The organism is Chromobacterium sp. Beijing (assembly GCF_021496765.1).
Taxonomy (GTDB): Bacteria; Pseudomonadota; Gammaproteobacteria; order Burkholderiales; family Chromobacteriaceae; genus Chromobacterium.
This window is the reverse complement of sequence record NZ_CP053750.1, coordinates 2507606-2533701: the sequence shown is the minus strand read 5'-3', so window position 1 is coordinate 2533701 and position 26096 is coordinate 2507606. Positions and strand designations below refer to the sequence as shown.

Here is a 26096-nt window from a genome sequence, read left to right as displayed (position 1 = left end):
TATTTTAAATAACAAATTTAAATAGAAAAAAAATTTGCTATCTAATTGGATGGAATCTAATATCTGTTTAATGACTTGTAACTTGATGTTGAGATAGACCTTGACGGGCCAAGCATGACGCGAAATCTATTCACCAGCCTGGCGGCTGGTTTGTTGTTGGCCGGCGGCGCGGCGGGCGCGGAAACGCCGGTCTGGAAACAGCCGGAGTACGCGGCGGCCATCGTCCAGGCCCGGGCGGGGCAGACCGCGCCGGCGCTGGCGCTATTGGAGCGGGAGCGCGCGCGCGGACCGCTGCCCGCGCCCTTGCTGGACGATTATCTGACCCTGCTGTGCTGGAGCGGACGCGGCGCGGAGGCCCTGCGGCTGCTGCCCGGACATGAGGCCGAGATGTCGGCGGACACCCTGGCGCGCTTGGCGCGAGCGGCGCGCGATCAGCGCGACGCGGCGGAAGCGACGCGGCTGTACCGCGTGTTGCTGGCGCGTCAGCCCGCGGCCGGCTATCGCGCCGGCCTGGCCATGGCCCAGGCCGAAGCCGGACAGGCCGCCGCCGCGCTGGCCACGCTGGACGCCGCGCCGCCCGGCGCGCCGGCCGACGAACTGGAGCTGAGCCGCGCGCGCGCTTACGTCCTGCTGCAAAGCGGGGACCTGACCCAGGCGCTGGATTATCTGATCCGCGCGCGGACGCGCTTTCCCGGAGACCCGGAACTGGAACGCAGCTATCTGGGCTGCCTGTTGCGCCTGGGCGCGCCATGGCAGGCGGACCAGGCGTCCGTCGCGGATCCCCGGCTGGCTTTGCAGATCGATTTCGACCGCGCGGCGACCTTGAGCCGTTGGGGACGCATTCAGGAAAGCCAGGACAGCGGGCCGGGCCGGCACGCGCAAACCGACGCGGCGCTGAAGCTCAATCAGGACATCGCGGCGCGGCCGGAAGCTGCGCGGCCGCCGTTCGCCGCGCTGGCGGCGGACGACCGCGTGCAAATGCTGCAGCAGCGCGGCCTGTCGGCGCAGGCCGTCGCCCTGGACCGGCAGAGCGCCGGCCAGGCGTGGTCGCCGTACGCCCGCGCGGCCTTGGCCGACGCCTATCTCAACCAGCGCCAGCCGCTGCGCGCCGAGGAACTGTACCGCTCGGCGCTGCGCGACGCGCCGCAGGCGGACGAGGCCTTGGATTGGCGCATCGGCCTGGTCTACGCCCTGCTGGAGTCCGGCCAGCATGCGGCCTGCCGCCGGGAACTGGCCGCCTTGCAAGCCGCCACGCCCCGGCAGAAGATCGAGCGCGCCAGCGGCCGACGCGTGTTCAATCCGGCGTTTCAGCGCGTGGCCTTGTTGGACGCGATGGTCACCGCCTATCAAGAGGACACCCGCGGCGGCTGGGAGCGGATGGAAGCCCTGCTGGACGAGGCGTCGTTCAATCCGGAGCTGCGGCAGAACCAGGGCAGCCTGGCCCTGATGCGCAGCTGGCCGCGGCGGGCGCGCGGCGTGTTCACCCGGCTGGGCGTGGACGAACCGGACCAGCCGGAAGCGGCGGCGACCGGCTTGGCCGGCGCGGCGCTGGACTTGCAGGAGCTGGACGAGGCGGACCGTCAGTTGCAACGGCTGAACGAACTGGACGTGGACAACGCCGGCGTGCGCCAGTTGCGGGAGCGCGCTCGGCTGGAACGGCGGCCGGAGCTGGTGCTGGAAGGGAAGAAGGATTTGAGCGGCGGCCAGGGCGCGGGCGAGCAGAACGCCTGGGAGAGCTCGGCGCGCTTGTATTCGTCGCCGTTCGGCCACTGGCGCTTGTTCGGCCTGCATCAGCTGCAACGCGCCAGTTATGTGAACGAGACGGCGTCGGCCCGTTACGAGGCGCTGGGCATGGGCGCGGAATGGCGGGGCGAGCAGGGGCGAGGCGAATTCGGCCTGACCGGCCAGATCGACGGCGGACGGCGCGGCGGCGCTTTCGCCGGCTACGACTGGACGCCGGACGACTATTGGACGCTGGGCGCGCGCTTTGAATTGAACAGCGCCGAAGCGCCGTTGAAAGGCCGCCTGGACGATGTGCGCGGCAACCGGACCCAACTGAGCCTGCAGTACCGCGCCGACGACTACCGCAGCTACGCCTTGCAAGCCGAGGCCCTGTCCTTGTCCGACGGCAATCTGCGCCGCGCGGTGTCCGCCAACTGGGACCAGCGCTGGGTCAGTGGACCGCGCTACAAACTCAACACCATTTTGACGCTGGCGGCCAGCGCCAACGACGCGGTGACGTCCGCCCGCTATTTCAATCCGCGCGCCGACGGCGAGGCCTCGGTGACGGCGATGCAGGAATGGAAGCTGTGGGGCGAATACGAAACCACCTGGCATCAGCGCCTGGGGCTGACGCTGGGCACTTACACCCAGCGCGACTTCGGCGCCGGCGGCGTGTGGGGGCTGCTGTTGGAACAGGAGTGGCGCTGGGGCAGCCGCGGCAGCCTGCGTTACGGCTTCACCCGGGTGCGCCACCCCTATGACGGCAAGGCGGAAACCGGCAACAAGGTTTATCTCAATCTGGATTGGCGCTTCTGATGAAAATGAAACAATGGCTGGCGGCCCTGACGACGGCCTGCCTGTTGTGGACCGGCTGGGCGCAAGCGGCGGCCGGACGCTTGGTGATTCTGTGCTACCACGAGGTGGACAAGACCGACAGCGGCGCCTCGGACCCGTTCGCGGTGGACGCCCGCGCGCTGGTGAAGCAAATGGAGTGGATGCGCGGCCAGGGCTACAGCTTCGTCAGCCTGCAACAGGTGCTGGACGACCGCGCCGGCGGCAAGCCTTTGCCGGACAAGGCGGTGCTGCTGACTTTCGACGACGGCTACCGCAGCGTGTACACCAATGTCTATCCGGTGCTGAAGCTGTTCCGGGCGCCGGCCGTGATCGCGCTGGTGGGCAGCTGGCTGGAAGCGCCCGAGGGCAGCCAGGTCAGCTACGGCGACGGCGTGGCGGGGCGGAGCAAATTCCTGAGCTGGGCGCAGATCCGCGAAATGCGGGCCAGCGGCCTGGTGGAAGTGGCCAGCCACAGCTACGCCTCGCATCTGGGCGTATTGGCCAATCCCCAGGGCAATCTGGAACCGGCGCTGACCGCCCGCGCTTTCCGCGCCGGCGGCTATGAAAGCGAATCGGCCTATCTGGCGCGCATCCGCGACGATTTGCGCCGCAACAGCGCGCTGCTCAAGGCGCGGCTGGGCGTGGCGCCCAGGGCGATGGTGTGGCCCTACGGCAGCTACTCGCCGCAAGCGGCGGGGTGGCGGCGCAGGAGGGCATGCCGGTGACCATGGGGCTGGGCGCGGGCATCAACGTCCGCGACACCCCGCTGTCCTCGCTGCGCCGGGTGTTGCTGGACGCCAATATGGATCTGGGCGATCTGGCTTATCAATTCAAGCAGCTCAACGGCTGGCCGGACGGCGTCCGGCCGGAACCCAGCCGCATCATGCACGTGGACCTGGACTACATCTACGATCCCGATCCCAAACGCCAGGACGAAAACCTGGGCCGGCTGCTGGACCGGGTCAAGGCCATGGGCGCGAGCACCGTTTACCTGCAGGCCTTCGCCGATCCCGACGGCGACGGCGTGGCGCAGGCGCTGTATTTCCCCAACCGCCATCTGCCGATGCGCGCGGACCTGTTCAACCGCGCCGCCTGGCAATTGCAGACCCGGGCCAATGTCAGGGTCTACGCCTGGATGCCCTTATTGGGCTTCGCGCTGCCGGCCGGCCATCCGCTGGCCGGCGAGCGGGTGCTGGCGGAGCAGGGCGGCGGCGCTCAGGCCAAGGTGCAGGGCTATGCGCGGCTGACCCCGTATTCGCCGCCGGTGCGCCAACTGATCCGCGAGATTTACGAAGACCTGGCGCGCAGCTCGCGTTTCAGCGGCCTGCTGTTCCACGACGACGCCACCCTGTCCGATTTCGAAGACGCCGGCCCGGCGGCGCGGCAGGCGCGGCAAGGGCGGGGCCTGGCCGCCAGCGTGGCCGACGTGCGCGCGGACCCGGAGCAGATGGCGCGCTGGACGCGCGACAAAACCGCCTTGCTGGACGATTTCAGCATGGAGCTGGCGGCCGTGGTGCGCCAATACCAGCCGGATTTGCGCACCGCGCGCAATCTCTACGCCGAGGTGGTGCTCAATCCGGAGTCGGAAACCTGGTTCGCCCAGTCCTTCGACAGCGCGCTGAGCCGCTACGACCGGGTGGCGGTGATGGCGATGCCCTATATGGAAAACGCGGCCCAGCCCAAGGCCTGGCTGCGGCGGCTGTTCGACAAAGTGGCGGCCAAACCCGGCGCGCTGGAAAAAACCGTGTTCGAACTGCAGGCCGTCGATTGGCGCAGCCGCAAGCCGATTCCCACTGCGGAACTGGCGGCCACGGTGCGCGAACTCAACACCCTGGGCGCGCGGCACATCGCCTACTACCCGGACGACCTGTTCCAGGACCAGCCCAGGCTGAAGACGTTCAAGCGAGTGTTTTCGCTGACGGCGAGGCCGGAAGAATGAAGGCCGGCGGCGGGAGACCGCATGGACGATTGATGACCCGTCGCATCAAGGGGCGAGGAGAAGTGTTGTGAACCTGGCATTGATACTGCTGCTGGCATATGCCTTTTTTTATCCGTTGTTCATGGCTTATCTGTGGATGGTGGGGGCGGTGCATTACTACCTCCACTACGAAAGAAAAGATCCGCCGCTCAATCAGCCGCCGGCGCTGGACTATCCGCCGCTGAGCGTGGTGGTGCCCTGCTACAACGAGGAAGACAATGTGCGCGAGACGTTGGCCTACGCGCTGGCGCTGGACTATCCGGACTTCGAAGTGATCGCGGTCAACGACGGCAGCCGGGACGCCACCGGCGCCATCCTGGACGAACTGGCCGCCGCCCATCCGCGGCTGCGGGTGGTGCACCAGGCCACCAACCAGGGCAAGGCGGTGGGGCTCAACACCGCGCTGGCGCTGGCGCGCCACGAATACCTGCTGTGCATAGACGGCGACGCGCTGCTGGACCCGTACGCGGGCAAATGGCTGATGCGCCATTTCCTGACTTCGCCGCGCGTGGGCGCGGTCACCGGCAACCCGCGCATCCGCAACCGCACCACCCTGCTGGGACGGCTGCAGGTGGGCGAATTCACCGCCATCATCGGCCTGATCAAGCGCGCGCAGCGCACTTACGGCCGATTGTTCACCGTCTCCGGCGTGATCACCGCCTTCCGCAAGACCGCGGTTTACCAGGCGGGCTACTGGAGCGAGGACATGCTGACCGAGGACATCGACATCAGCTGGAAACTTCAGCTCAAGCACTGGAACGTGCGCTTTGAACCGCGCGCGCTGGTGTGGATTCTGATGCCGGAAACCCTGCGCGGGCTGTGGAAACAGCGGCTGCGCTGGGCCAAGGGCGGCACCCAGGCGCTGATGCGCAACGCCTGGGTGCTGCGCACCTGGCGCCACCGCCACATGTGGCCGGTGTATTCCGAGTACTTCCTCAGCGTGGTGTGGTCCTACACCATGGCCGGCATCATCGTCTATTGGCTGCTGAGCCTGGTGTTGGGCGACTGGCTGCCCCAGATGGGCACGCCGTTGATTCCGCGCTGGCACGGCATGGTGCTGGGCGGCACCTGCATGCTGCAATTCATGATCAGCAAGATGATGGACAGCCAGTACGACGCCAAGCTGGGCAAGAACTACTACTGGATGGTGTGGTATCCGCTGGTTTACTGGCTGCTCAACGTCTGCACCACCATCGTGGCCTTCCCGCAGGCGGTGTTCCGCAAAAAGGGCAAGCGCGCGCGCTGGGTCAGCCCGGACCGGGGGGTGAGGGCATGAGCCGGCTGGGAGACGGCCTGATCATCCAGGCCGCGCACAATATGAGCGCCTTGCAGCGGCTGCTGTCCTGGCTGATGACCCTGGCGTGCTGGCTGGCGTGGATCTATCTGTGGCTGCCGGCCCTGGCCTATGTCGGCTACCTGATCTGGGGCCGGGACGTGTTGCCGGCGGCGCTGCGCGCGCAGGACGCGCCGGAGCACCTGGGCAGGCTGCGCGATTACGGCTTCGAAATCGCGCTGATCGGGCTATGCCTGCTGCTGTGGTCGCGCATCAACTACTGGCGCTTCGCCGGCAAGCAGAAACGCAGCCCGATCCCCAACGTCACCCTGGAAAAACTGGCGGAAGACCTGGGCGTGTCTCCGGACGAGCTGCGCGAGGGCCAGGCCGCCAAGGTGGCGGTGGTCCATCATTGCGGCGAGGGCGGCATCGCCCGCATCGAAACCGTGACGCGGCTGCCGCCGCCCGGCTGAGTCACCAGCCGCCGAACAAGGGCAGCAGCACCAAGGCCAGCAACAGCGCCCAGGCGGCCGCGCCGGCGCACAGCGCGCTGTACGCGAAGTGCTGCGACTCCACCTCCTCCTCCAGCCCCAGCATGGCCGGCGCGCCGTGGTAGAGCAGGGCGAAGGCCGCGGCCAGGCCCAGCAGCGCGCCCAGCAGATTGAAGGCGAGATCCGGCGCCAGCAAGGCCAGGCTGGACAGCCACAGCGGCACCGCCGCGCCGGCCGCCAGCAAGAAGCAATCCTTGAAGCTCGCGGCCAGCTTGTGGCAGGCGGCCAGCGTTTGCAGCGTCCAGGCCATCAGCGGCACGGTGGCCAGTTCGGCGACGAAGAACAGCGCGGCGGCGGCCAGCCAGCGCTCCATGCCGGCGTCGGGCGCGTAAAGCCTGCCGTGGGCCAGGCCGGCGTAGCAAATCATCAGGGCGGGCAGCAGCGAGAACGGCAGCACCAGCTTCCACATCAGGCGGCGCGGCGACGGCGCGCGCCCACGCAACTCGTCCCAGCCGCCGTGGCTGGAAAACAGCATCTTCGGATAATGGCTCAGTTTCATGGCGAAGCTCCTTGAGGACGGGTCTGGCATGGCGGGCGGAACATACTCTCAATATGTATCATGATGTGATATAAATTCAAGCATGAATCCCTTTCCAGACTCCCCCATCCTGAGCAAGGCGGATTTTGAACGCCTGTCCGAGTTCCGCCATCAACTGCGCGTGTTCCTGCGGTTCAGCGAAGACGCCTGCCGCGGCCACGGCCTGACGCCGCTGCAATACCAACTGCTCTTGCATGTGCAAGGCTATCCGGGCCGCGACTGGGCCACCGTGGGCGAACTGGCCGAGCGGCTGCAATCCCACCACCACGGCGTGGTGGCGCTGGTCAGCCGCTGCGAGGAGCTGGGCCTGGTGCAGCGCCGGCCCGGCCGCGAGGATCGGCGGCAGGTGGAAATCCATCTGACCGAGGCCGGACGCAATCAGGCGCAGGCGCTGGCCGCGCTGCACCGCGACGAAATCCGCCTGCTGCGCGACAAGCTTGCGCCGCCGGGCTTCGACCCGGCTTAGAACCTGTTTACGATCTGCTGCGCGTCGGCGATACCGCGTTAAAAACAAACTCAAAATGCTCATGTACCGCATGTACACTCCGCTTTTTCGCTTGTTTTCGCCTTAGCTCGCAAGATCGTAAACAGGTTCTTAGACCCGCTAACAAAAGCCCCTGATCCTGCGTTGTACGGGTACTGTAGCTTCGCAGAAACTTCGTTTTCTGCGTCGGCGCGTCTCTGCGAGGTTTTGTTCGCGGCTCTCAATCGCCCAGATAGCGCCGGCGCAGCAGCCGCAGCCGGCCGTCGGCGGCGAGGCGGTTCAAGGCCTGCTGCAAACGCCGGGCGCGCTGGGGCGGCGCGGCCGGGTTGAGAGCGAACCAGTACTGGCCGCCGCCGTCCAGCAAATAGGCCGGCGCCGCCGTGCGCGGCGGCAGCTTCAGCTTGTCCAGATGCCAGCGCATCGCCCAGTCCAGCATCGCCACCAGATCGACGCGATCCAGCAGCAGCTTGTTCAGATTGGCCGCGTCGTCCTGGCCGGCGTCCAGCCCTTCGCGCCGCGGGTCCAGCGCCGCCAGCCGGTTGAAGGCGGCGGAGCCGGCCAGCGCTCCCACGCGATAGCGCCGCGCGTCCGCCGCGCCGCTCAGACGGATGTCGCGGCGGGCGGACAGCCGGTACAGGAAGACGCGGCGCGGGCCTATCGGCCCCACCCACTGGAATTGGGCTTCCCGCTCCGGCGTGCGCACCATGGCGAACAACAGCGCGTCCGGCGTTTTTCGCACCGTGGCGTAAGCGCGCAGCCAGGGCTGCACCTCGATTGCCAGGCTAAGCCCGGCTTCCTCCGCGACCAGGCGCAAAACCTCGGCGGCATAGCCCTTGACCTTGCCGTTTTCCACATAGCTGAGCGGCGGCAGGTCCTCGGTATAGGCCTTGATGTCGGCCGCCGCCGCCGTCAGCGCCCAGCATGCGCCGAGCGCCGCCAGCAGCGGGCGGATGAGAGTCCCCGGTATGACCATTTCTTGTCCGTTATGCGTGATGGTTCACAGCATGGCAGTTTGCCAGACAAAAGGGCCGGTTTGATGACAAATGGGCGGTTTCAGCGCAGCGCCAGCGCGGCGCCCAGGCCGATCAAGGCGCAACCTATGACGCGGTTCAAGCCGCGCTGACGGCGCAACATGCCGGCGTGCAGCCGCGGCTGGGTGAACAGCAAGGCCACCAGCGCGAACCAGGCCAGATGGGCGGCGGAGATGAACAGGCCGTAGCCCGCGCGCAGCGACAGCGGCGTGTCCGCGTTGACCGCCTGGCTGAACAGGCTGAGCACGAACAGCGAAGTCTTGGGGTTGAGCGCATTGCACAGCAGGCCGGCGCGCAGCGCGGCCCAGGCGCTCTGCCGGCCGCCGCGGGCGGCGGGGCCGGCGCTCAGTGGCGGCTGGACGAAGGTGCGGTAGCCGATGTAGAGCAGATAGGCGGCGCCCAGCAGCTTGAAGCCGGCCAGCAGCCAGGGTGTGCGGCTGAGCAGCAGACTGACGCCCAGCAGCGCGCACAGCACGTGGAATTGCACGCCCAAAGCGATGCCGAAAGCGCCCAGCAGCCCGTGGCCGCGTCCGTATTGCAGGCTGTTGCGGGTGATGACGGCGAAGTCGGCGCCGGGGCTGATCACGGCGAGCAGGGTCAGCAGGGCTACGGTCAGGAGTTCGTTCATCGCGACAAGGCTTTCAAAGGGAGACGCGGCGATTGTCGCGGGCTTGGCGCGCGGGGAAAATCGATTTATTGTCCTTGCATTGCGTGAGGAAAAATCACAGATGAGCTATCGCATTCCGGCCTTGACCGCCGTTCGCGCCTTTGAAGCCGCCGCCCGCCACGGCAGCTTCGTCAAAGCCGCCGCCGAACTGTGCGTGACCCACGGCGCGGTCAGCCGCCAAGTCAAGCAATTGGAGGAAGGGCTGGGCGTGGCCCTGTTCGAGCGGCGCAACCGGGCGGTGTTTCTGACCGCGGCCGGCGAGAGCTTCCGCCAAAGCTGCGCCGAGGCGCTGCGCGTGCTGGAGCAGGGCGCGGCCCGCGCGCAAAGGCAGGCGGACGCGCCCTTGCGGCTGTCTTGCGAACCCACCATCGCGATGCGCTGGCTGATTCCGCGCTTGCCGGCCTTCCAGGCCGAACATCCCGACATCGAGCTGCTGCTGTCCGCCGCCGGCGGGAAAGTCGATTTTTCCTCACAGAGAATCGACCTGGCGCTGCGCCGCGACGACAGCGGCTGGAACCTGGGCGACCACGTGGCCGAAGTGGCGCGGGAACGGATGGGACCGGTGTGCGCGCCAGCGCGGCTGCAGGCCGCGGGCGGAGACTGGCGCGCCTTGCCCCTGCTGCACGCGGACAGCCGGCCGGAAGCGTGGAGCCGCTGGCTGGCGGCGCAGGGAGAGGCGGCGGCGGGGGAGGCCGGACGCTTCGAGCATTTTTACCTCAGCCTGCAGGCGGCCGAGGCCGGTTTGGGGCTGGCCATCGCCTCGCTCTATATGGCGGCGGACGCGCTGGCGTTGGGCCAATTGACGGCGCCGGCCGGTTTTCGCGAGGACGGCTCCAACTATGTGCTGCTGTCGTCGCGGCCCTTCGACGGCGACCCGCGCCGGCGGGCGGTGCTGGATTGGTTGCGCCGGCAGATGGCGCGGAATCTGACTTAAGAACGTGTTTACGCTCTCGTGAGCTCAGGCGAGACAAGGCGTTGCGGCTGAGAAAGCGGAATGTACGCGTGGCACATGAGCATTTCGAAAGGGGGCTCACCGTGTCACGCATCCACGATGCGCAGCCGATCGTAAACCGGTTCTAAGAGCTGAGCGGATCGCCGGCCGGGAGACCCGCCTGAAAGCGTTCGAACAGCTCGCGCTCCTCGAAGCGCACATGGTCTTGCAGCAGCTCGGCGAAGCGCGCCAGCGTCGTCGCTTGCGGCGCGGCCAATTCCGCGATCAGCGCGCGCAGCCGGCGGTGTTCGTCCAAGGCCCGGGCGGCCAGCGCCGCGTGTTCCGTCTGCGCCAGCCGCGGCAGCAGCGTCGCTTCTTCTTCCGCGAAATGCGGCTCCAGCGCCTCCGCGCTCCAGGCGCGCAGCGCGGCGGCCAGCTGGGTTTGCCGCTCCGGATCGCCGGATTCGACGGCCAGCCGGGCCTGGCGCGCCATTTTCAAGGCGTGGTGGTGTTCGCGGGACAATTCCAGCAGCGCGGGGTGTCGCTTCATGAGGTGGCTTCTTTCTGGCCTGGCTTCGCCGGCGCGCGGCCGCGCCGCAGGCTGCTCAGCAGCAGGATGATGAAAAACAGCAGGGTCAGCGCATTGAGCAGGCCGGCCGCGCGCCGCCAGGCGAAAGCGCCGTCCAGCATGCCGTACAGCCGCAGCAGCAAGGACAGATGCAGGGCCGCCAAGGGCGCGTAGAACAGCGGGCGGTAAGGCAGTTTCAGCCGCGTCAGCGCCGGAATGATGATGGGCGCGTGGCCGAACACCATGGAAAACACAAAGCCCAGGCCCACCGCGTGCAAGGCCGCGTCGCGCCAGGGATGGCCGGGCAGCAGCGCGCCGGCCAGGCCCAATGCGCCGGCGACGGCCAGCCAGCCGTAGCCGCAGAGCAGGGCGACGGCGATATAGCGGGTCAGCCCGCGCTGGCGCGCATTGCGCCGGGCGATGTCGTGGCGCAGCAGCCAGACGGCCAGCGCCAGCAAGGCCGCCGCGTACAGCCGCAGACCGGCGTCCGGCCGCCACAGGGACAGGACCGCGCCGCCGCCCAGCGTCAGCGCCGCCAGAGCGAAGCCGCGCCGGGCCGCGGAAGACAGCGGCAGCAAGCGGGTCAGTTCCAGCCGTTCGCCGGCAATGGTCAGGATCAGGAAGGCCAGCCACCAGGGCACGGCCATCTGCAGATCGCCGCCCAGCTGCCAGGCCAGCGCGCCGATCAGCCAGCACAGCGCGGCGGCGGCCAGGGTCAGGGTGAAGGCGGCGGCCTGACGCCGCAGCACCTGGACGCTGCCGGCCAGCAAGACGGCGGCGGCCAGCGTTTGCAGCCACTGCGCCGCCGGCGGCGGCAGGCCGGCGATCAGGCACAGACCGGACAAGCCCGCGGCCGCCGGCGCCAGCAAGGCCCAGCCGCGGTTCAAGGCCACCGCCCGCTCCAGGCTGATCACGCCGCCGAAGAAGGCGCCTATCATCAGCGCGCCGTGCCAGCCGGCCAGCGCCGCGGCGGCGGCCGGCACGGCCCAGCCCAGGCGCGCCAGACCGGCCAGCGCGCCGCAGAGCAGGGCCAGCGCGGCCAGGCCCAGCCAGGGCAGCCGGGCCTTCATGCCTGCCAGCCGAAATGGCGGCGGCTGTCCTCGCTCATTCTTTCCGGCGACCAGGCCGGCTCCCACACCAGATTGACGTGGATGCGGCGCTGCGGCGGCAGGCCGTGGGTGAGCGCGAACTCCACCTCGTCCAGAATCATTTCGCCCATCGGACAGGCGGGCGAGGTCATGGTCATCTCGATCAACAGCTGTTCCGCTTGCGGATCGATGCGATAGACCAGGCCGAGGTCGATGATGTTGACGCCGATTTCCGGGTCTATGACCTGGCGCAGCAAGCTGCGCGCCAAGTCCACTTCCTGTTGCTGTTCGGCTGAGAGCGGGTCCGGCATGGTGGTCGCCTTTAAAGGTATATGTTTATTACACCTTATGGATGCTACGCCGGCGCCGGGGAGCGGGCAATAGCCCGTTCAGCCTAAATCGCGGCGGCGCACTCGCTCCCAATCCAGGCCGAAGCGCGCCAGATACTTGCGCAGCCGGTCCGCGTCGTTGGGCTGGGCCTTGAGCTGGCGCGAGGCGGCGAACAGCCGGCGGCCGGCTTCGGACAGCGTGGCGGCGTCGCGACAGACGCGCAACACGCCTTCCAGCTGCATGCGGTCGAACAGGTCCAGCTGCGCCAGCCGCTCCGGGTCCAGCGCCGCCAGCGGCTCGTCCCTTGCCTCGTCCTGCGTCTCGTCTTGCCAACCGTGACGCAGCCGCGCGATCTCCTCGCTGACGCCGTCCTCGTCGATGCGGCCGGCGTCGGCCAGCGTGGCCATGCGCGTCACCGAGGCGGACAGCTCGCGGAAATTGCCTTGCCAGCGCGCCTGCGGCGAGGCGGCGAAGGCGAGGTAGGCGCGGCGCGCCTCGGCGTTGAAGCGGGCGCGCAGGCCGTGCTGCTCGGCGTGGCGCGCCAGCTCGAACTCCAGATTGGGTTCGATGTCCTCGCGGCGCTCGGCCAGGCCGGGCAGATCGAAGCTCCACAGATTGATGCGCGCGTACAGATCCTCGCGGAAGCGGCCGGCGCGCACCCATTGGCGCAAGTCCCGCACCGTGCCGCAGATCAGCTGGAAATTGCTGTGCACCTCGCAATCGCCGCCAAAAGGGAAGAAGCGCTTCTCCTCTATGGCCTTGAGCAGCATCGCCTGCTCGTCCAGGCCCAGCTCGCCTATCTCGTCCAGAAACAACATGCCGCCGTCCGCGCTGCGCAACAGGCCGGCGCGCTCGCCGTGCGCGCCGGTGAACGCGCCCTTCACATGGCCAAACAGCGCGGACATCGCGCTGTCGCCGCGCAGGGTGGCGCAATTGACCTCGACAAAGCGGCCGTCCAGCCGGTGACGCGTCTTTTTCAGCTGGTAGAGCCGGCGCGCCAGCTGGCTCTTGCCGGCGCCGGTGGGGCCGCTGAGCAGGATGGGCGCGTCGGAGCGCACCGCCACCCGTTCGATCTGCTCGATCATGCGGTTGAAGCGCGTGTTGCGGGTGGCGATGCCGGACTTGAGAAAGGACACGGTGTCGTCGCTCTCCTGACGGAAACGTTGCGCGATCTGGTCGTAGCGCGACAGATCCAGGTCGATGAGGCTGACCTCGCCGGCCAGGCGCTGGCCCTGGCGCGCCGGCGAACTTTGCAGCAGCCGCGCCGGCAGGTGGCGGGATTCGGTGAGCAGAAACCAGCAAATCTGCGCCACATGCGTGCCGGTGGTGATATGAACCAGGTAATCCTCGCGCTCGGTGTCGAAGGCGTAGCGCGCGGCGAAGTCGTGCAAGGCCGCGTACATCTCCTCGAAATCCCACGGGTCTTGCAGATTGACCGCATGCAGCCGCACCTCGGTGCCCGGCGACACCGCGGCGATATCCTGCGCCGTCAGTTGCGCCAGCCGCGCATGATGGTTGTCGTGCAGCAACTCCAGCCGCCGCAGCGGCATGTCGGGCTGCGCGCAAATGCCCACCGAGGGCCGCCATTTCTTCCAGCGCTCGGCGCCGTGGCCGCGCCGGTCCAGCACCGTGCCCAGGAAACCAATCGCCACTCTATCGTGCATATATTATCTATTTGGATAATTGAATAGACTATTTTATCAAAAAAGACTTGATGACGGTTTTGCCGAAACCGACGGCGCGGACCTGGGTGGAAGGATTGTTATTGTTAAATCAATGGCTTGAATGTTTAATTTCAAGTTGTCATGAAGCTGGCACGATTCTGGCAATACGCGGAACGGGCGCGGCGGCGCAAGCCTGCCCGCGCCTTGGGGCGAAGCGCGCCGGCGGCGCGCTAAGAACCTGTTCACGATTTGCTGCGCTTCGTGAAGCGATGCACGGTGAGCACAAGCTCAAAAATGCTCATGTACCACGAGTACATTCCGCTTTTTCGCTTGTTTTCGCCTTGCCTCGCTCTTGTTCGCGAGATCGTGAACAGGTTCTAAGACCCGCTAACAGAACCCCTGATCCTGCGTTGCGCCTCCTTGTCGCACGACTGGTGCTGTCGCTTCGCAGACACTTCGTTTTCTGCGTCGGCGCGCCTTGGCTCAGGTAGGCAGCGCGGTTTTGTTAGCGGCTCTAAAAACAGATATGCACAAAGAAAGACAAGAATATGACCGTGAATCCCTATCAAACCCTGCTGGCGCCCAACGGCGCGCCCATCAAGATGTGGACGCAAGGCGTGCCTGTGGAAGACGCCGCGCGCCAGCAACTGTTGCAAACCGCGCAACTGCCCTTCATCTTCCGGCACCTGGCGGTGATGCCGGACGTGCATCTGGGCAAGGGCTCCACCATAGGCAGCGTGATCCCCACGGTGGGGGCCGTCATTCCGGCGGCGGTGGGCGTGGACATCGGCTGCGGCATGATGGCGGCGTGCACCACCTTGAGTGCTGCGGACCTGCCGGACCAGCTGGGCGGCTTGCGGAGCGCCATTGAAGCCGCGGTGCCGCACGGCCGCAGCGCCTCCCGCTCCGGCCGCGACAAAGGCGCTTGGCAGCGGCCGCCGGCCGGCGTGGACGCCGCCTGGGCGCGGCTGCTGCCGGGTTTCGACGCCATCGCGGCCAAATACCCCAAGCTGGCGAAAACCAATAACCACCTTCACCTGGGCACGCTGGGCACCGGCAATCACTTTGTCGAAGTGTGCCTGGACGAGGCGGACCGGGTCTGGTTCATGTTGCACTCCGGTTCTCGCGGCGTGGGCAACGCCATCGGCAATCTGTTCATCGAACTGGCCCAGGCGGACATGCGCGGGCATATCGCCAATCTGCCGCACCGCGAGCTGGCCTATTTCGAAGAAGGCAGCCGTCATTTCGACGACTACGTGGAAGCGGTGGGCTGGGCCCAGGACTACGCGCGCCAAAACCGCCTGTTGATGATGCGCCAGGCGGTGGACGCCGCCCGCGGCGTGATAAGCAAGCCCTTCGACGCCGAAGTGGAAGCGGTGAACTGCCACCACAACTATGTGCAGCGCGAGACCCACTTTGGCCGCGAGGTGCTGGTGACGCGCAAGGGCGCGGTGGCCGCCCACAAGGGCCAGCTGGGCATCATTCCCGGCTCCATGGGTGCCAAGAGCTTCATTGTGCGCGGCCTGGGCAATGAGGAAGCCTTCTGTTCCTGCAGCCACGGCGCCGGGCGCGCGATGAGCCGCACCGAAGCCAAGCGCCGCTTCGACCTGGAAGACCAGCGCCGCGCCACCGCCCATGTGGAATGCCGCAAGGACGCCGAGGTGATCGATGAAATCCCGATGGCTTACAAGGACATCGACGCGGTGATGGCGGCGCAGTCCAGCCTGGTGGAGGTGGTGCACACCTTGCGCCAGGTGGTGTGCGTGAAAGGATGAGCGGCGGTTCATGATCGGGCGCGCGGCGGGGCGGGCCAGCGCGGGAGCGGTTTTTAAGCTTCTTTGCTAGCCGTCCGGCCTGCGCGCGGCGGACATTGAACAGCAGCTAAAGCAAGCCCCTAGGCAGGGCTGGAGACAAAGATAATGCGAGAATTTTTATTTCAACACCCGCTGGAAGACGCGATGCGCGAGCGGGTGCGGCGCGAACTGGACGCGCTGGAAGGACGGCACCGGGTGCGAGTGCTTTACGCCTGTGAATCCGGCAGCCGCGCCTGGGGTTTTCCGTCGCCGGACAGCGATTACGACGTGCGCTTCATCTACGTGCACGAGCCGGAATGGTATTTGCGCGTGATGCCGCAGCGCGACGTGATCGAACTGCCGATCAACGATGAGCTGGACATCAGCGGCTGGGAACTGCGCAAGGCGCTGCGCCTGCTGCAAGGCTCCAACCCCACGCTGTGCGAATGGCTGCAATCGCCGCTGGTGTACCGGGCGGACCCGCAGGCGCTGCGGTTGCTGCGCGGCCTGGCGCCGGACTTCCGCTCGGACCTCAAATGCCGTTGGCACTACCTGGCGATGGCGCGCAAAAACTTCGACGCCCACCTGCAGGGCGACAGCGTGTGCCTGAAAAAATACCTGTACGTGCTGAGAGCCCTGTTGGCGGTGCGTTGGCTGGACGCCGGCCGCGGCATGCCGCCGACGCGTTTCGCCCAACTGGCCGCCGGCACCGTAGACGACGCCGAACTGGCCGCCGAGATCAACCGCCTGCTGGCGGTGAAGATCGCCTGCGGCGAGACCATGCGCGGACCGCGCCGCCCGCGGATCCACGCTTTCATCGAGCGGCAGCTGGCGGCGGCGGAACCGGCGCCGGCCCTGGCGCGGCCCAGCGGCGACAACGCGCGGCTGGACCAAGCCTTGTGGCGGCTGGCCAGGCCGCTAGACCATGAGCTGAAATTGGTGTCCAGCTGAAAGGACAGCATTGCGTATTCCATCGGGATAATAAGATGTGGGCGGCGGGCGGTCCGGACTTGCGCCGGACGCCGCCGTCCTGACATCAACCCGGGGGTATCCTGATGAGCTACACCAATGTCGAATCCAGGCCTGGCCAACAGCCGCGCCATGGCCAAGTGTTCAAGCCGGAATCGCGCGGCCAGTTCTGCGTGGACGGCGTCAACGCCCAATGCCCGCTGCAAAGCTGGCAGGTCAACGGCCTGGAAGGCGGCAAATTCTTCCCCGCCGGCGCGGGCGGCCTGCGCGACCCGCTGGCGCCGGACGACGTGGCCAATGTGGCCCCGCCGGCGGACGGCAAGATCGCCAGCGCCGGCCAGGCCTTCGCCGCGGTGCTGGACGAGCAGAGCGCCGAGCGTTGGCACAAGCACCCGGTCAAATCCGGTCAGGCGCAGGAATTCCATTGGAGCTATCACGCTGTCCACCTGACCCGGCGCTGGAACTACTTCATCACCAAGCCCGGCTGGAATCCCAGCCAGCCGCTGAGCCGCGCCCAGTTCGAGTCCGAGCCTTTCTATAAAGTGGAACTGACCGCCCAGCCTTACTGGTCCCACGGCGCCGAACTGATGCCGCCGGACCCCACCATCCATAACGTCAGGCTGCCGGAGCGCCAGGGCTATCACGTGGTGCTGGCGGTCTGGGAAGTGGCCGACACCGGCAACGCCTTTTATCAGGTGATCGATTTCGACTTCAGCTGATCGACGCGCATCGCGCAAGGCGCGGCGGCCTGGGCCGCCGCTGTCGTCTCCATGAAAGGAAGGGCAGATGAATCAATTCGCCAAGCCGGAACGGCGCGCGCTGAGCGACGACGCCTCATTGATGCCGGAGATCGCGGGCAACTTCTTGATGGGCTTCTGGCACAACTGGCCGTCGGAGCCGGGCAACGGCTACCAGCGCGGCCAGTCCGCGGACCTGCCGCTGGCGGAAACCCCGGCCGACTACAATATCGTGGCGGTGGCCTTCATGAAGGGCGCCGGCATTCCCACTTTCAAACCCTACAATCTGAGCGATCAGGCCTTCCGCGAACAAGTGGGCGAACTCAATCGCCAGGGGCGGGCGGTGCTGATCTCGCTGGGCGGCGCGGACGCCCACATCGAACTGCATGCCGGGCAAGAGCAAGCGCTGGCCGACGAAATCGTCCGCCTGGTGGAAACCTACGGCTTCGACGGCCTGGACATCGATCTGGAGCAAAGCGCCATCGCCGCCGCCGACAACAGCGCGGTGATCCCGGCCGCGCTCAAGCGGGTCAAAGACCGTTACGCCGCCGAGGGCCGCGGCTTCATCATCAGCATGGCGCCGGAATTCCCCTACCTGAAGACCGGGGACAAATACGCGCCTTACCTCGCCGCGCTGGACGGCTATTACGACTTCATCGCCCCGCAGTACTACAACCAGGGCGGCGACGGCGTCTGGGTGGACGAGCTGAACGCCTGGCTGTCTCAGGACAACCAGGAGCAAAAAGAAGACTTTCTTTATTACCTGACCGATAGCCTGATCAACGGCAGCCGCGGCTTCCTGCGCATTCCGGCGGACAAGTTCGCCATCGGCCTGCCGGCCAACAACGACGCCGCCGCCACCGGCTATGTGGCGGACCCCGGCGCGGTGTACCGCGCCTTCAGCCGCCTGGCTGCCGACGGCAATCCCATCCGCGGCTTGATGACCTGGTCCGTCAACTGGGACGCCGGACGCGACGCCGGCGGCCGGCCGTACGACTGGGGCTTTGTCCGCGACTACGCCGAACTGATCCACGGCGAAAGCGGCGGCAACCGGCCGGGCGCGCCGCAAAACCTCAAGGTGGACAGCCGCAGCGACACCGCCATCAGCCTGAGCTGGGACGCCTCCCAGGGCGGCGAACAGCCGGTGGCGCATTACCAGCTGCACCGCGACGGCCAGCCGGCGGGGGAGACCAGCGCGCTCAACTACCTGGACAGCGGCCTGCGGCCCGGCACCGCCTACCGTTATTTCGTCACCGCGCTGGACGCCGCCGGCCACGCCTCCGGCCCCAGCAACAGCGTGAGCGCCAGCACCAGCGGCGGCGGGCCGGAGCCGGAGTTTCCGGAGTGGTTGAACGAGCACGACTACCAGGTGGACGACGGCGTCAGCTACCAGGGCCAGCTTTACCGCTGCCTGCAAGCGCACCGTTCCAACCCCGGGTGGACGCCGGACGTGGCCTTCACCCTGTGGCGGCTGGCCTGAGCCTAGCCTGGCGGCCCGCCGCGGCGGCGGCGGGCTGATTAAAGCTTGCGGGATGAGCGGCGCCGCTTACGGCCGCTTGGCCGCCCAACTGGCGAAGCGCTGCTCCAGCGCCTCGCCGTGATCGGTCCAGAAGGCGGCGTCCATCGCCAGCGAGCCGGCCATATTGGCCGGGTGGCTGGGCAGCTCGGACTGAACCGCCGCCGGCAACAGGCTGAGCGCCTTGCGGTTGCTGGGGCCGTAGGGCATCTGCTCCGAATACAGCTTTTGCTGCTCCGGCCGGCTGGCGAAGGCGATGAACTTCAGCGCCTCGTCCTTGTTGGGCGAGCCCTTGGGAATGGCCCAGTAGCTGAACTCGCTGATATTGTTGCGCCACACCATGCGCAGCTTGCGGCCCTCGCGCCGCGCCAGGCTGATGCGGCCGTTGTAGGAAGAACTCATCACCACGTCGCCGGACAGCAGGTATTGCGGCGGCTGGGCGCCGCTTTCCCACCACTGGATATAGGGCTTGAGCTGATCCAGCTTGCGAAAGGCGCGGTCCACCCCGGCCGGCGTGGCCAAGGTTTTGTAAACCTCGGCCGGCGGCACGCCGTCCGCCAATAGCGCGATCTCCAGCGTGTAGGGCGCGCCGCGGCGCAATGCCCGCTTGCCGGGGAAACGCTTCACGTCCCAGAAATCGCGCCAGCTTTGCGGCGCGGTTTTCAGCTTGTCCTCGTTGTAAGCCAGCACCATGGAGGCCAGGAACATGCCGATGGCGCAAGGCTGGGCCGCGCCGGGCACAAAGTCCGCCTTGTCGCCTATCCGCCTGTAATCCAGCCTCTCCAGCAAGCCCTCCTCACAGCCGCGCCCCTGCGCCGCGGCGTCCACCTCCACCGCGTCCCAGCGCGAGCGGCCGGTGGCCGCCATCGCCTTGATCTTGGCGAACTCTCCGTTCCAGGCGTCCGCGACGATGCGCACGCCGCTTTGACGTTGATAGGGCGCGTAATAGGCGCGCGATTGCGCCGCCTGGTTCTCGCCGCCGTAGGACACCACCACCAGCTGGTTGGCGGAGGCGACGCCGCCGGCCAGCAGGCTGGCGGCGATGCTCAGATGCGTCAATTTCATGATCGGTCTCCTCTGATGCTGCGTGGCCGGCTTATCCGCGCCGGCCGGGACAGTCTAGGAAGCGATCAAAAAACTGTAAAATTTATTTTGATTTTATTAAAAAACTGTTGCGGCATCGGCAGGCTTTGAGCGGGCCGGGCGCTGCGCAAGCCCGCGGGGGAAAAAACGAAAACCGCTGAGGGAGCGGCTTTGCTGGGGGGCATTTCGACGCGGTACTCGCCGTGCAACGCTTCACGACGCGCAGCAGATCGCAAACAGGCTCTTCAAAGTCTCGCGGGCTAAGGCGAGACAAGGCGAAAACGAGCGAAAAAGCGGAATGTACACGTGCTACATGCGCATTCTGAAGATGGTTTCAACGCCGTATCGCTGAAGCGCAGCAGACTTTGGCCTGGTTCTCAGAAGCTGGGCGGAGTAATCACCCATATCACGATGGTCTCGCTGCTGCCCGGGTTGCGGTAGCGGTGCGGCTCGCTGCTGGAATAGGCGAAGCTGTCGCCCTGTTCCAGATGGAACTGGCGCTCGCCGACAAACAACTCCAGCGAGCCCTTGAGCACAAAGCCGGCTTCCTCGCCGTTATGGCTGTAGCCCTCGTCGCAGCTGGCGCCGGGCGGGATCAGGCAATGGATCATCTCCAATTGGCGCTGGTTCTTGGGCGTCAGCAAATGGTCGACGAAACCGCTCTGGTAATCCAGCCGCGGCCGTTGATCGCGGCGCACGATGTAGTCCTTCTCGTCCTCGGCCTGTTCGGCGGCGCCGTTGAAAAACCACTGCACCGTCACGCCCAGGCTGCGGGCGATATTCACCAGCGCGTTGATGGACGGTTGGGCCAGCTCGCGTTCGATCAGGCTGATGTGGCCGACGGACAGGCCGCTGGTTTCGGCCAGCCGGCTCAGCGTCAGGCCCTGGCGTTTGCGCAGTTGGCGGATGCGGGCGCCCAGCTGCAGCGGGGCGTCGGCGGCGGATGTTGCGTTTTTGCTCACGATGAAATCCTGTGCCGCGGCGTGTGTTCGCGGTTCTGACTTGTATTTTATTAAAAAAATTTGCAATAAATTTTAATTTAAGCAAAATCAAACTGCCATAGAGCTGGCGTCCGCCAAACCCGATCAAAGGTCCACGCGATGAGCACCTTGTTCCCCTTGCTGTTCTCCCCGCTGCGCATCGGCCCGGCGCTGCTGAAGAATCGTATCATGTCCACCGGCCACGACACCGTGCTGCCGGTGGACGGCCGGGTCAGCCCGGCGCTGGTGGCCTACCACCGGGCGCGGGCGCGCGGCGGCGTCGGCCTGATCGTGCTGCAAGTCTCCGGCGTCCACGAAACCGCGCACTACACCTCGCACGCCCTGATGGCCACCGACGACAGCTGCGTGCCCGGCTACCGGCAACTGGCCGAGGCCGTGCACGCCGAAGGCTGCAAGCTGTTCGCCCAGCTGTTCCACCCCGGCCGCGAAATCATGGAAAGCGCCGACGGCCTGCTGAGCGTGGCCTACGCGCCTTCGGCGACCCCCAGCGAGCGCTTCCACGTGCAGCCGCGCGCGCTGAGCCGCGAAATGATAGATGAAATCATCGCCGGCTACGGCGCGGCCGCAAGGCGGCTGCGCGCCGCCGGCGTGGACGGCGCCGAGATCGTCGCCAGCCACGGCTATCTGCCGGCGCAATTCCTCAACCCCCAAGTCAACCGCCGTGAAGACGGCTACGGCGGAGGCGACGCCGGCCGGCTGCGCTTCCTGCGCGAAGCGGTGGCCGCCGCCCGCGCCGGCGGCGGGCCGGGCTTTGTGGTGGGCCTGCGCATCTCCGCCGGCGAGGAAGAAGGCGAGGGCATGGACGCCGAGCGGGCGCTGGCGGCCACGCGGGCGCTGGAGAGCGAACTGGACTACGTCAGCCTGGTGGCCGGCAGCTCCGCCACCCTGGGCGCGGCCATCCACATCGCGCCGCCGATGGCGCTGCCGGCCGCCTACCTGGCGGCGCAAGCGGCGCGCTTCAAGCGCGCGCTGAGCATCCCGGTGCTGCTGGCCGGGCGCATCAACCAGCCGCAGGAAGCAGAACAATTATTGGCCGGCGGACAGGCCGATGCTTGCGGCATGACCCGCGCGCTGATCTGCGACCCGGAGCTGCCGGCCAAGGCCGAGCAGGGCCGGCATGAGGACATCCGCGCCTGCATAGGCTGCAACCAGGCCTGTATCGGCCGCTTCCACCGCGGCCTGCCCATCTCCTGCATCCAATACCCGCAAAGCGGCCGCGAACTGGAATACGGCGAACTGCGGCCGGCCGCCGCGCCGCGGCGAGTGCTGGTGGCCGGCGGCGGCCCGGCCGGCATGAAGGCGGCGGTGATCGCGGCGCAGCGCGGCCACCAGGTCAGTCTGTACGAAGCCGGCCCGCAACTGGGCGGCCAGGCGCTGCTGGCGCAACTGCTGCCCGGCCGCGCGGAATTCGGCGGGCTGATCACCAATCTGGAACGGGAACTGCAACTGGCCGGCGTGGAAGTGAGGCGCAACGTCAGGGTGGACCGCGAACTGGTGCGGCGGCTGGCCCCGGACGCGGTGGTGGTGGCCACCGGCGCGCGGCCGCGCTGGCCGGCGCTGGAAGGCGGCGGCGCCATGCAAGTGCTGGACGCCTGGCAAGTGCTGCGCGGCGAGGCGGTGCGGGGCGGCAAGGTGCTGGTGGCGGACTGGCGCTGCGACTGGATCGGGCCCGGCATCGCGTTGCGGCTGGCCGCCGCCGGCCACCAGGTGAGGCTGGCGGTCAACGGCACCCATGCCGGCGAAGCGCTGCAAATGTATGTGCGCGACCACCTGGCCGGCCAACTGCAACGCGCCGGCGTGACGGTGACGCCGTACGCGCGCCTGTACGGCCACGACGACGACAGCGTGTATCTGCTGCACACCGCCAGCGAGGAAGCCATGGTGGAGAGCGAAGTGGACTGCCTGGTGCTGTGTCAGGGGCACCAGGCCGAGGACGGTTTATGGGAGGAGCTGAGCGGCTGCGGCGCCGAACTGCACGCGATAGGCGATTGCCTGGCGCCGCGCACCGCGGAAGAAGCCGTTTATGAAGGCATGCGGCTGGGCTGGCGTTTGTAGCCGCCGTCAGCCGGCGATATGCGCCGTCAGAACCTGTTCAAAGTCTCGCGAGCAAGGGCGAGACAAGGCGAAAACAAGCGAAAAAGCGGAATGTACTCGTGGTACATGAGCATTTTGAGCTTGTTTTTAACGCCGTATCGCAGAAGCGCAGCAGACTTTGAACAGGTTCTCAGGCCGCTGGCGTCGGCGGCTACCTGTTCGCCCAAAGTTTGGCCGTCCGGGTAATCGCCGCCGTTCTGGCGGCGGAAGGGAATGGGCGCTTCGTCGAACACCCCAAGCAGCCTTTGCCGCCAGGCGTCCTTGGCCGCGTCCATACCGGCGGCGGAAAGACGGTTGGCGTCGTATACCGCATGGGTGGGCAGCACCTCCATGCCGGGGTAGAACAGGCCGCCGTGTGTCACAGGAAACAACAGTTGCTCCAGCGGCCCGTTGATGCCGCGCGGGCCGTAGTCCCGCTCCTGCCCGCCCACCATCGCGGCCAGCATCGCGCGTTTGCCGCTCAGCGCGCCGTCGCCGTAGCGCCAGCGGTTGCCCTCGTTGCGGTAGCCATAGGCGAAGCCGTAAAAACCTGTTTACGATCTTGCGAGCTAAGGCGAGACAAGGCGAAAACGGCTGAAGAAGCGGAATGTACATGTTGTACATGAGCATTCTGAAGACGTTTTCAACGCTGTATCGCCAACGCGCAGCTGATCGTAAACAGGTTTTAAGCGTAGACTCGGTCAATCCAACCTTTATGCAAGGCGGGCAGGGCGTACCACCATAGCGGAAACAGCATGATCAACAATCCGTCGCCAGCCGCTTGCGCTGCTTTGCCGCGCCAGCGCGGCGAATTGGGCGGTCAGCGACGCCGGGTCCGGGTGGGCGTGGATGATGAGAGCTTGTCGGTTCATGCGGCCTCCAAGAGTTTCACGGTGGAAAGCCGCCAGTCTGACGCGCGGTCAACTATTCGTGAAATCACGGTTTTTATTGCTTACTATTCATCAGATGGATACCAAACGACTCGACCTCAATCTGCTGGTAACGCTGGAAGCCTTGCTGGTGGAACAGAACGTGACGCGCGCGGCCGCGCGGCTGAGCTTGAGCCAGCCGGCGGTGAGCGCGCAATTGAACCGCCTGCGCGAGTTGTTTGACGACCCGCTGCTGGTGGCCGTCCACCGCGGCATGTATCCCACGGCCAAGGCGCTGGAAATGTTCGAGCCCTTGCGCAAGGCGCTCAACGAAGTGCGCGCCACCGTGGCCGGACATCAGGATTTTGAGCCGGCCAGCGCGGACCTGACCGTGGCCATCGCCTGCACCGATTACCTGCAAGCCGCGTTGCTGATCCCGCTGGCGCGGGAACTGCGCAAAAGCGCGCCCGGCGTGAGGGTGGCGGTGCGCGCGCTGGACCTGCACCGGCTGGAAGCGCAACTGGAGCAGGGCGATCTGGACCTGGCGCTGCTGACCCCGCCGGCCGCCCCGTCCAAGCTGCAAAGCTGCCGTCTGTTTGACGAACACTATGTGCTGATAGGCCGCCGCGACCACCCCACCCTGAAAGAAGGGCTGAGCGTGGAAGAATACGCGGCCTTGGACCACGTCATTGTGTCCTTGGACGGCAACGGCTTCTTCACCCCGGTGGACCGCACGCTGGCGGCGCTGGGCCTGCGCCGCAACGTGGCCTTGTCCGCCGCGTCCTTCCTGTTTGTGCCGGAAATGGTGGCCCAGTCCGACTTTGTCGCGCTGGTGCCGCAGCGCCTGGTGCAAGACCGCGGCGACGCGCTGAAGCAAGTGGAGTTTCCGCTGCCCACCGAAAGCTTTGAAGTGGGCATGGCCTGGCACGACCGCACCCAGCAGCACCCCGGCCATCGCTGGATGCGGGACTTCATCATCACCCTGGTCAATGCGCAGGCGGGGTTGGCGGCGGATGCGGTGCCTCTCTCTTAGACCCGCTAACAAAACCCCTGATTCTGCGTTGCGCCTCCTTGCCGTACGACTTGTACGGCCTGCGTCGGCGCGCCTTGGCTCAGGTTCTCTGCGAGGTGTTGTTAGCGGCTCTTAGAACCGGTTTACGATCTGCTGCGCGTCGTGAGACGTGGCACGGTGAGTACCGCTTCGCAATGCTCATGTACCGCGCGTACATTCCATTTTCTCAGCCGCAACGCCTTGTCTCGCCTTAGCTCGTGAGATCGTAAACACGTTCTTAGAACCGGTTACGTTCCGCTGCGCTAATGGCTTGTTCCTGCCGGGGCTGGCGGCTGGTGGGTATCGCCTGCGGCTCCACCCACCCTACCCATGACGAGCGGCCGCGCGTAGGGTGGGTGGAGCGTAGCGATACCCACGCGGAACCCCGCTGCGCCGCACAAGATGATGGCGGCGATCCACCTTACCGGACCCCGCCGGCTTGACGCCCTCCCACTCCTCCTCAACAATAGCCCCGCGCCGCAGCAATCGCGGCGCTCGGGATTAGCCTCCCGCTTATGAGTTCTTACTGCGGATGCGCTGTTTCCACAGCGTATCCGCTGCCATTGCTTTGCCTATTCGGGCGGGCCATGGCAAGTGGCGCCCTCGCGGGCGCGCCGGCTTTCGTAAGAACTCACCGGTAGGCTAACTCTTGTCATGTGCCCGCCCTGCCGCCTTGCGGCCGGGCCCTTCTGCTCAGGAGGTTGCAAATGGTAAAGCTAGTCCGTCCGGTGCTAGGCATCGAAATCTCTCCGTCCGCTACTGAAACCCAAGACGTCCATCAGGATGCCTCTCAACTCCCGCCGCTAGGGCCGCGCTCCCGCTACCGGTTTGCCGGTCCCCACGCCAAAGACCTCAGCCTGCCCTTCATCCGCCGCATCAAAGGCCGCACCTATCCGCATTACTGGCAGCCGGCCGAGGCCAAGGATGAATGTGAAGCCCGCGCCTTGGGCCATCAGTACGCCGCCCATCTGGCGCAGATGCTGAAACTCAACCGCCAGCACTCCGCGCGCGGCCTGTTGTTCCGCATCGCCAGCGATATGGATTTCAGCCAACGCGGCCACCGCCGCCGCATGTGCAAGAGCTTCTTCAACTATCTGGAGTTGTTGTTGAACCTGGGGGTGGAGCAGGTGGACCTGCCGAGGCATGTGGAGGCGGTGAACCGCCTCCATCTCAGCCTGGACGAGTTGGAGGCCTTACCGCGTAAGTTGGGGCGGAAGAAGAGGGGGTAAGCTGGGAAGGGCAGCCGGCCCCGGGCGCGGGGCTGGCTATTGGGGACGGGGCTATCCCTCAGTGGCGGATACTAAGACTGGTTGCCTTCGGTCTAAATGGTCATTCAAAGCGAATT

The 26096-nt window shown here is 66.6% G+C and carries 24 protein-coding genes and 1 pseudogene; 14 read left to right on the top strand and 11 right to left on the bottom strand.

Going from position 1 to position 26096, the window contains the following annotated elements; all coding sequences use genetic code 11:
* The first annotated feature begins 114 nt into the window (after nucleotides 1-114).
* The 5 genes from pgaA (at nucleotide 115) to pgaD (ending at nucleotide 6280) form a co-directional block, all read left to right on the top strand.
* Nucleotides 115-2538: a poly-beta-1,6 N-acetyl-D-glucosamine export porin PgaA gene (gene pgaA, locus HQN78_RS11665; RefSeq protein WP_235089611.1), complete on the top strand. Its 2424-nt coding sequence runs from the start codon at nucleotides 115-117 to the stop codon at nucleotides 2536-2538.
* Complete coding sequence (locus HQN78_RS11660) at nucleotides 2538-3281, top strand: polysaccharide deacetylase family protein (RefSeq protein ID WP_235089610.1); 744 nt, start codon at nucleotides 2538-2540, stop codon at nucleotides 3279-3281. Before pgaA ends, HQN78_RS11660 begins: the two co-directional genes overlap by 1 nt.
* A complete protein-coding gene (pgaB, locus tag HQN78_RS11655; RefSeq protein ID WP_235089609.1) occupies nucleotides 3218-4495 on the top strand; it encodes a poly-beta-1,6-N-acetyl-D-glucosamine N-deacetylase PgaB in 1278 nt (425 codons plus the stop codon). The genes HQN78_RS11660 and pgaB overlap by 64 nt, the downstream gene beginning before the upstream one ends.
* A gap of 67 nt (nucleotides 4496-4562) precedes the next feature.
* On the top strand, nucleotides 4563-5810 hold the full coding sequence (pgaC, locus tag HQN78_RS11650) for a poly-beta-1,6-N-acetyl-D-glucosamine synthase (RefSeq protein WP_227107376.1): 1248 nt from the start codon (nucleotides 4563-4565) through the stop codon (nucleotides 5808-5810).
* Nucleotides 5807-6280 (top strand): poly-beta-1,6-N-acetyl-D-glucosamine biosynthesis protein PgaD, encoded by a 474-nt coding sequence (gene pgaD / locus HQN78_RS11645; protein WP_107799932.1) that lies wholly within the window; start codon nucleotides 5807-5809, stop codon nucleotides 6278-6280. The genes pgaC and pgaD overlap by 4 nt, the downstream gene beginning before the upstream one ends.
* Nucleotide 6281: 1 nt before the next feature.
* Here the strand turns inward: pgaD and HQN78_RS11640 are convergent, their stop codons facing one another.
* Nucleotides 6282-6857 (bottom strand): YIP1 family protein, encoded by a 576-nt coding sequence (locus HQN78_RS11640; protein WP_235089608.1) that lies wholly within the window; start codon nucleotides 6855-6857, stop codon nucleotides 6282-6284.
* Between the two features lie 82 nt (nucleotides 6858-6939).
* Here HQN78_RS11640 and HQN78_RS11635 point away from each other — a divergent pair, with 82 nt between their 5' ends.
* Nucleotides 6940-7362 carry a MarR family winged helix-turn-helix transcriptional regulator gene (locus HQN78_RS11635; protein WP_107799930.1) on the top strand — a complete coding sequence of 141 codons (423 nt, stop codon included), beginning with the start codon at nucleotides 6940-6942 and terminating at the stop codon, nucleotides 7360-7362.
* A gap of 238 nt (nucleotides 7363-7600) precedes the next feature.
* On the opposite strand, the gene HQN78_RS11630 is transcribed toward HQN78_RS11635, so the two are convergent.
* Both HQN78_RS11630 and HQN78_RS11625 read right to left on the bottom strand, forming a co-directional pair.
* Nucleotides 7601-8353: an ABC transporter substrate-binding protein gene (locus tag HQN78_RS11630; protein WP_235089607.1), complete on the bottom strand. Its 753-nt coding sequence runs from the start codon at nucleotides 8351-8353 to the stop codon at nucleotides 7601-7603.
* An 80-nt stretch (nucleotides 8354-8433) separates the two neighbouring features.
* On the bottom strand, nucleotides 8434-9039 hold the full coding sequence (locus HQN78_RS11625; protein WP_235089605.1) for a LysE family transporter: 606 nt from the start codon (nucleotides 9037-9039) through the stop codon (nucleotides 8434-8436).
* A 100-nt stretch (nucleotides 9040-9139) separates the two neighbouring features.
* On the opposite strand from HQN78_RS11625, the gene HQN78_RS11620 reads away from it, so the two are divergent.
* Entirely contained in the window at nucleotides 9140-10012 is an 873-nt protein-coding gene (locus HQN78_RS11620; RefSeq protein WP_235089603.1) for a LysR substrate-binding domain-containing protein, read from the top strand.
* Nucleotides 10013-10154: 142 nt separating this feature from the next.
* Here the strand turns inward: HQN78_RS11620 and HQN78_RS11615 are convergent, their stop codons facing one another.
* From HQN78_RS11615 to rtcR, 4 genes are all read right to left on the bottom strand, one after another.
* Nucleotides 10155-10559 (bottom strand): hemerythrin domain-containing protein, encoded by a 405-nt coding sequence (locus tag HQN78_RS11615; RefSeq protein WP_227107383.1) that lies wholly within the window; start codon nucleotides 10557-10559, stop codon nucleotides 10155-10157.
* Nucleotides 10556-11647, bottom strand: coding sequence for a hypothetical protein (locus tag HQN78_RS11610; protein ID WP_235089601.1), 1092 nt, complete (start codon nucleotides 11645-11647; stop codon nucleotides 10556-10558). The genes HQN78_RS11615 and HQN78_RS11610 overlap by 4 nt, the downstream gene beginning before the upstream one ends.
* The gene (locus HQN78_RS11605; RefSeq protein ID WP_107799924.1) at nucleotides 11644-11976 is read right to left on the bottom strand and encodes a metal-sulfur cluster assembly factor; all 333 of its coding nucleotides are present in this window, start codon (nucleotides 11974-11976) and stop codon (nucleotides 11644-11646) included. Before HQN78_RS11605 ends, HQN78_RS11610 begins: the two co-directional genes overlap by 4 nt.
* Before the next feature lie 78 nt (nucleotides 11977-12054).
* Nucleotides 12055-13659 (bottom strand): RNA repair transcriptional activator RtcR, encoded by a 1605-nt coding sequence (gene rtcR, locus HQN78_RS11600; RefSeq protein ID WP_235089598.1) that lies wholly within the window; start codon nucleotides 13657-13659, stop codon nucleotides 12055-12057.
* Between the two features lie 548 nt (nucleotides 13660-14207).
* Here rtcR and HQN78_RS11595 point away from each other — a divergent pair.
* From HQN78_RS11595 to HQN78_RS25710, 4 genes are all read left to right on the top strand, one after another.
* Entirely contained in the window at nucleotides 14208-15434 is a 1227-nt protein-coding gene (locus tag HQN78_RS11595) for an RtcB family protein (RefSeq protein WP_235089596.1), read from the top strand.
* Nucleotides 15435-15578: 144 nt separating this feature from the next.
* Complete coding sequence (locus tag HQN78_RS11590; RefSeq protein ID WP_235089592.1) at nucleotides 15579-16403, top strand: nucleotidyltransferase domain-containing protein; 825 nt, start codon at nucleotides 15579-15581, stop codon at nucleotides 16401-16403.
* Nucleotides 16404-16507: 104 nt separating this feature from the next.
* Complete coding sequence (locus HQN78_RS11585) at nucleotides 16508-17140, top strand: lytic polysaccharide monooxygenase auxiliary activity family 9 protein (protein WP_235089590.1); 633 nt, start codon at nucleotides 16508-16510, stop codon at nucleotides 17138-17140.
* 67 nt (nucleotides 17141-17207) lie between these two features.
* Nucleotides 17208-18638: a glycosyl hydrolase family 18 protein gene (locus HQN78_RS25710; protein ID WP_304502856.1), complete on the top strand. Its 1431-nt coding sequence runs from the start codon at nucleotides 17208-17210 to the stop codon at nucleotides 18636-18638.
* 66 nt (nucleotides 18639-18704) lie between these two features.
* On the opposite strand, the gene HQN78_RS11570 is transcribed toward HQN78_RS25710, so the two are convergent.
* Nucleotides 18705-19739 (bottom strand): ABC transporter substrate-binding protein, encoded by a 1035-nt coding sequence (locus HQN78_RS11570; RefSeq protein ID WP_235089588.1) that lies wholly within the window; start codon nucleotides 19737-19739, stop codon nucleotides 18705-18707.
* 395 nt (nucleotides 19740-20134) lie between these two features.
* Nucleotides 20135-20719, bottom strand: coding sequence for a cupin domain-containing protein (locus HQN78_RS11565; protein WP_235089585.1), 585 nt, complete (start codon nucleotides 20717-20719; stop codon nucleotides 20135-20137).
* A 138-nt stretch (nucleotides 20720-20857) separates the two neighbouring features.
* Between HQN78_RS11565 and HQN78_RS11560 the strand changes: the two genes are divergently transcribed.
* A complete protein-coding gene (locus tag HQN78_RS11560) occupies nucleotides 20858-22813 on the top strand; it encodes an FAD-dependent oxidoreductase (protein ID WP_235089583.1) in 1956 nt (651 codons plus the stop codon).
* Nucleotides 22814-22839: 26 nt separating this feature from the next.
* Here HQN78_RS11560 and HQN78_RS11555 read toward each other — a convergent pair.
* Both HQN78_RS11555 and HQN78_RS25835 read right to left on the bottom strand, forming a co-directional pair.
* Nucleotides 22840-23364 (bottom strand): annotated as a pseudogene (locus tag HQN78_RS11555) (NAD(P)H-dependent oxidoreductase); the annotation flags it as partial.
* Between the two features lie 152 nt (nucleotides 23365-23516).
* A complete protein-coding gene (locus HQN78_RS25835; protein ID WP_370646608.1) occupies nucleotides 23517-23588 on the bottom strand; it encodes an NAD(P)H-dependent oxidoreductase in 72 nt (23 codons plus the stop codon).
* A 209-nt stretch (nucleotides 23589-23797) separates the two neighbouring features.
* Here HQN78_RS25835 and HQN78_RS11545 point away from each other — a divergent pair, with 209 nt between their 5' ends.
* Together HQN78_RS11545 and HQN78_RS11540 are read left to right on the top strand one after the other, a co-directional pair.
* Entirely contained in the window at nucleotides 23798-24733 is a 936-nt protein-coding gene (locus HQN78_RS11545) for a LysR family transcriptional regulator (RefSeq protein WP_107799912.1), read from the top strand.
* Nucleotides 24734-25458: 725 nt separating this feature from the next.
* Complete coding sequence (locus tag HQN78_RS11540) at nucleotides 25459-25980, top strand: hypothetical protein (protein ID WP_235089582.1); 522 nt, start codon at nucleotides 25459-25461, stop codon at nucleotides 25978-25980.
* Nucleotides 25981-26096 lie beyond the last annotated feature (116 nt).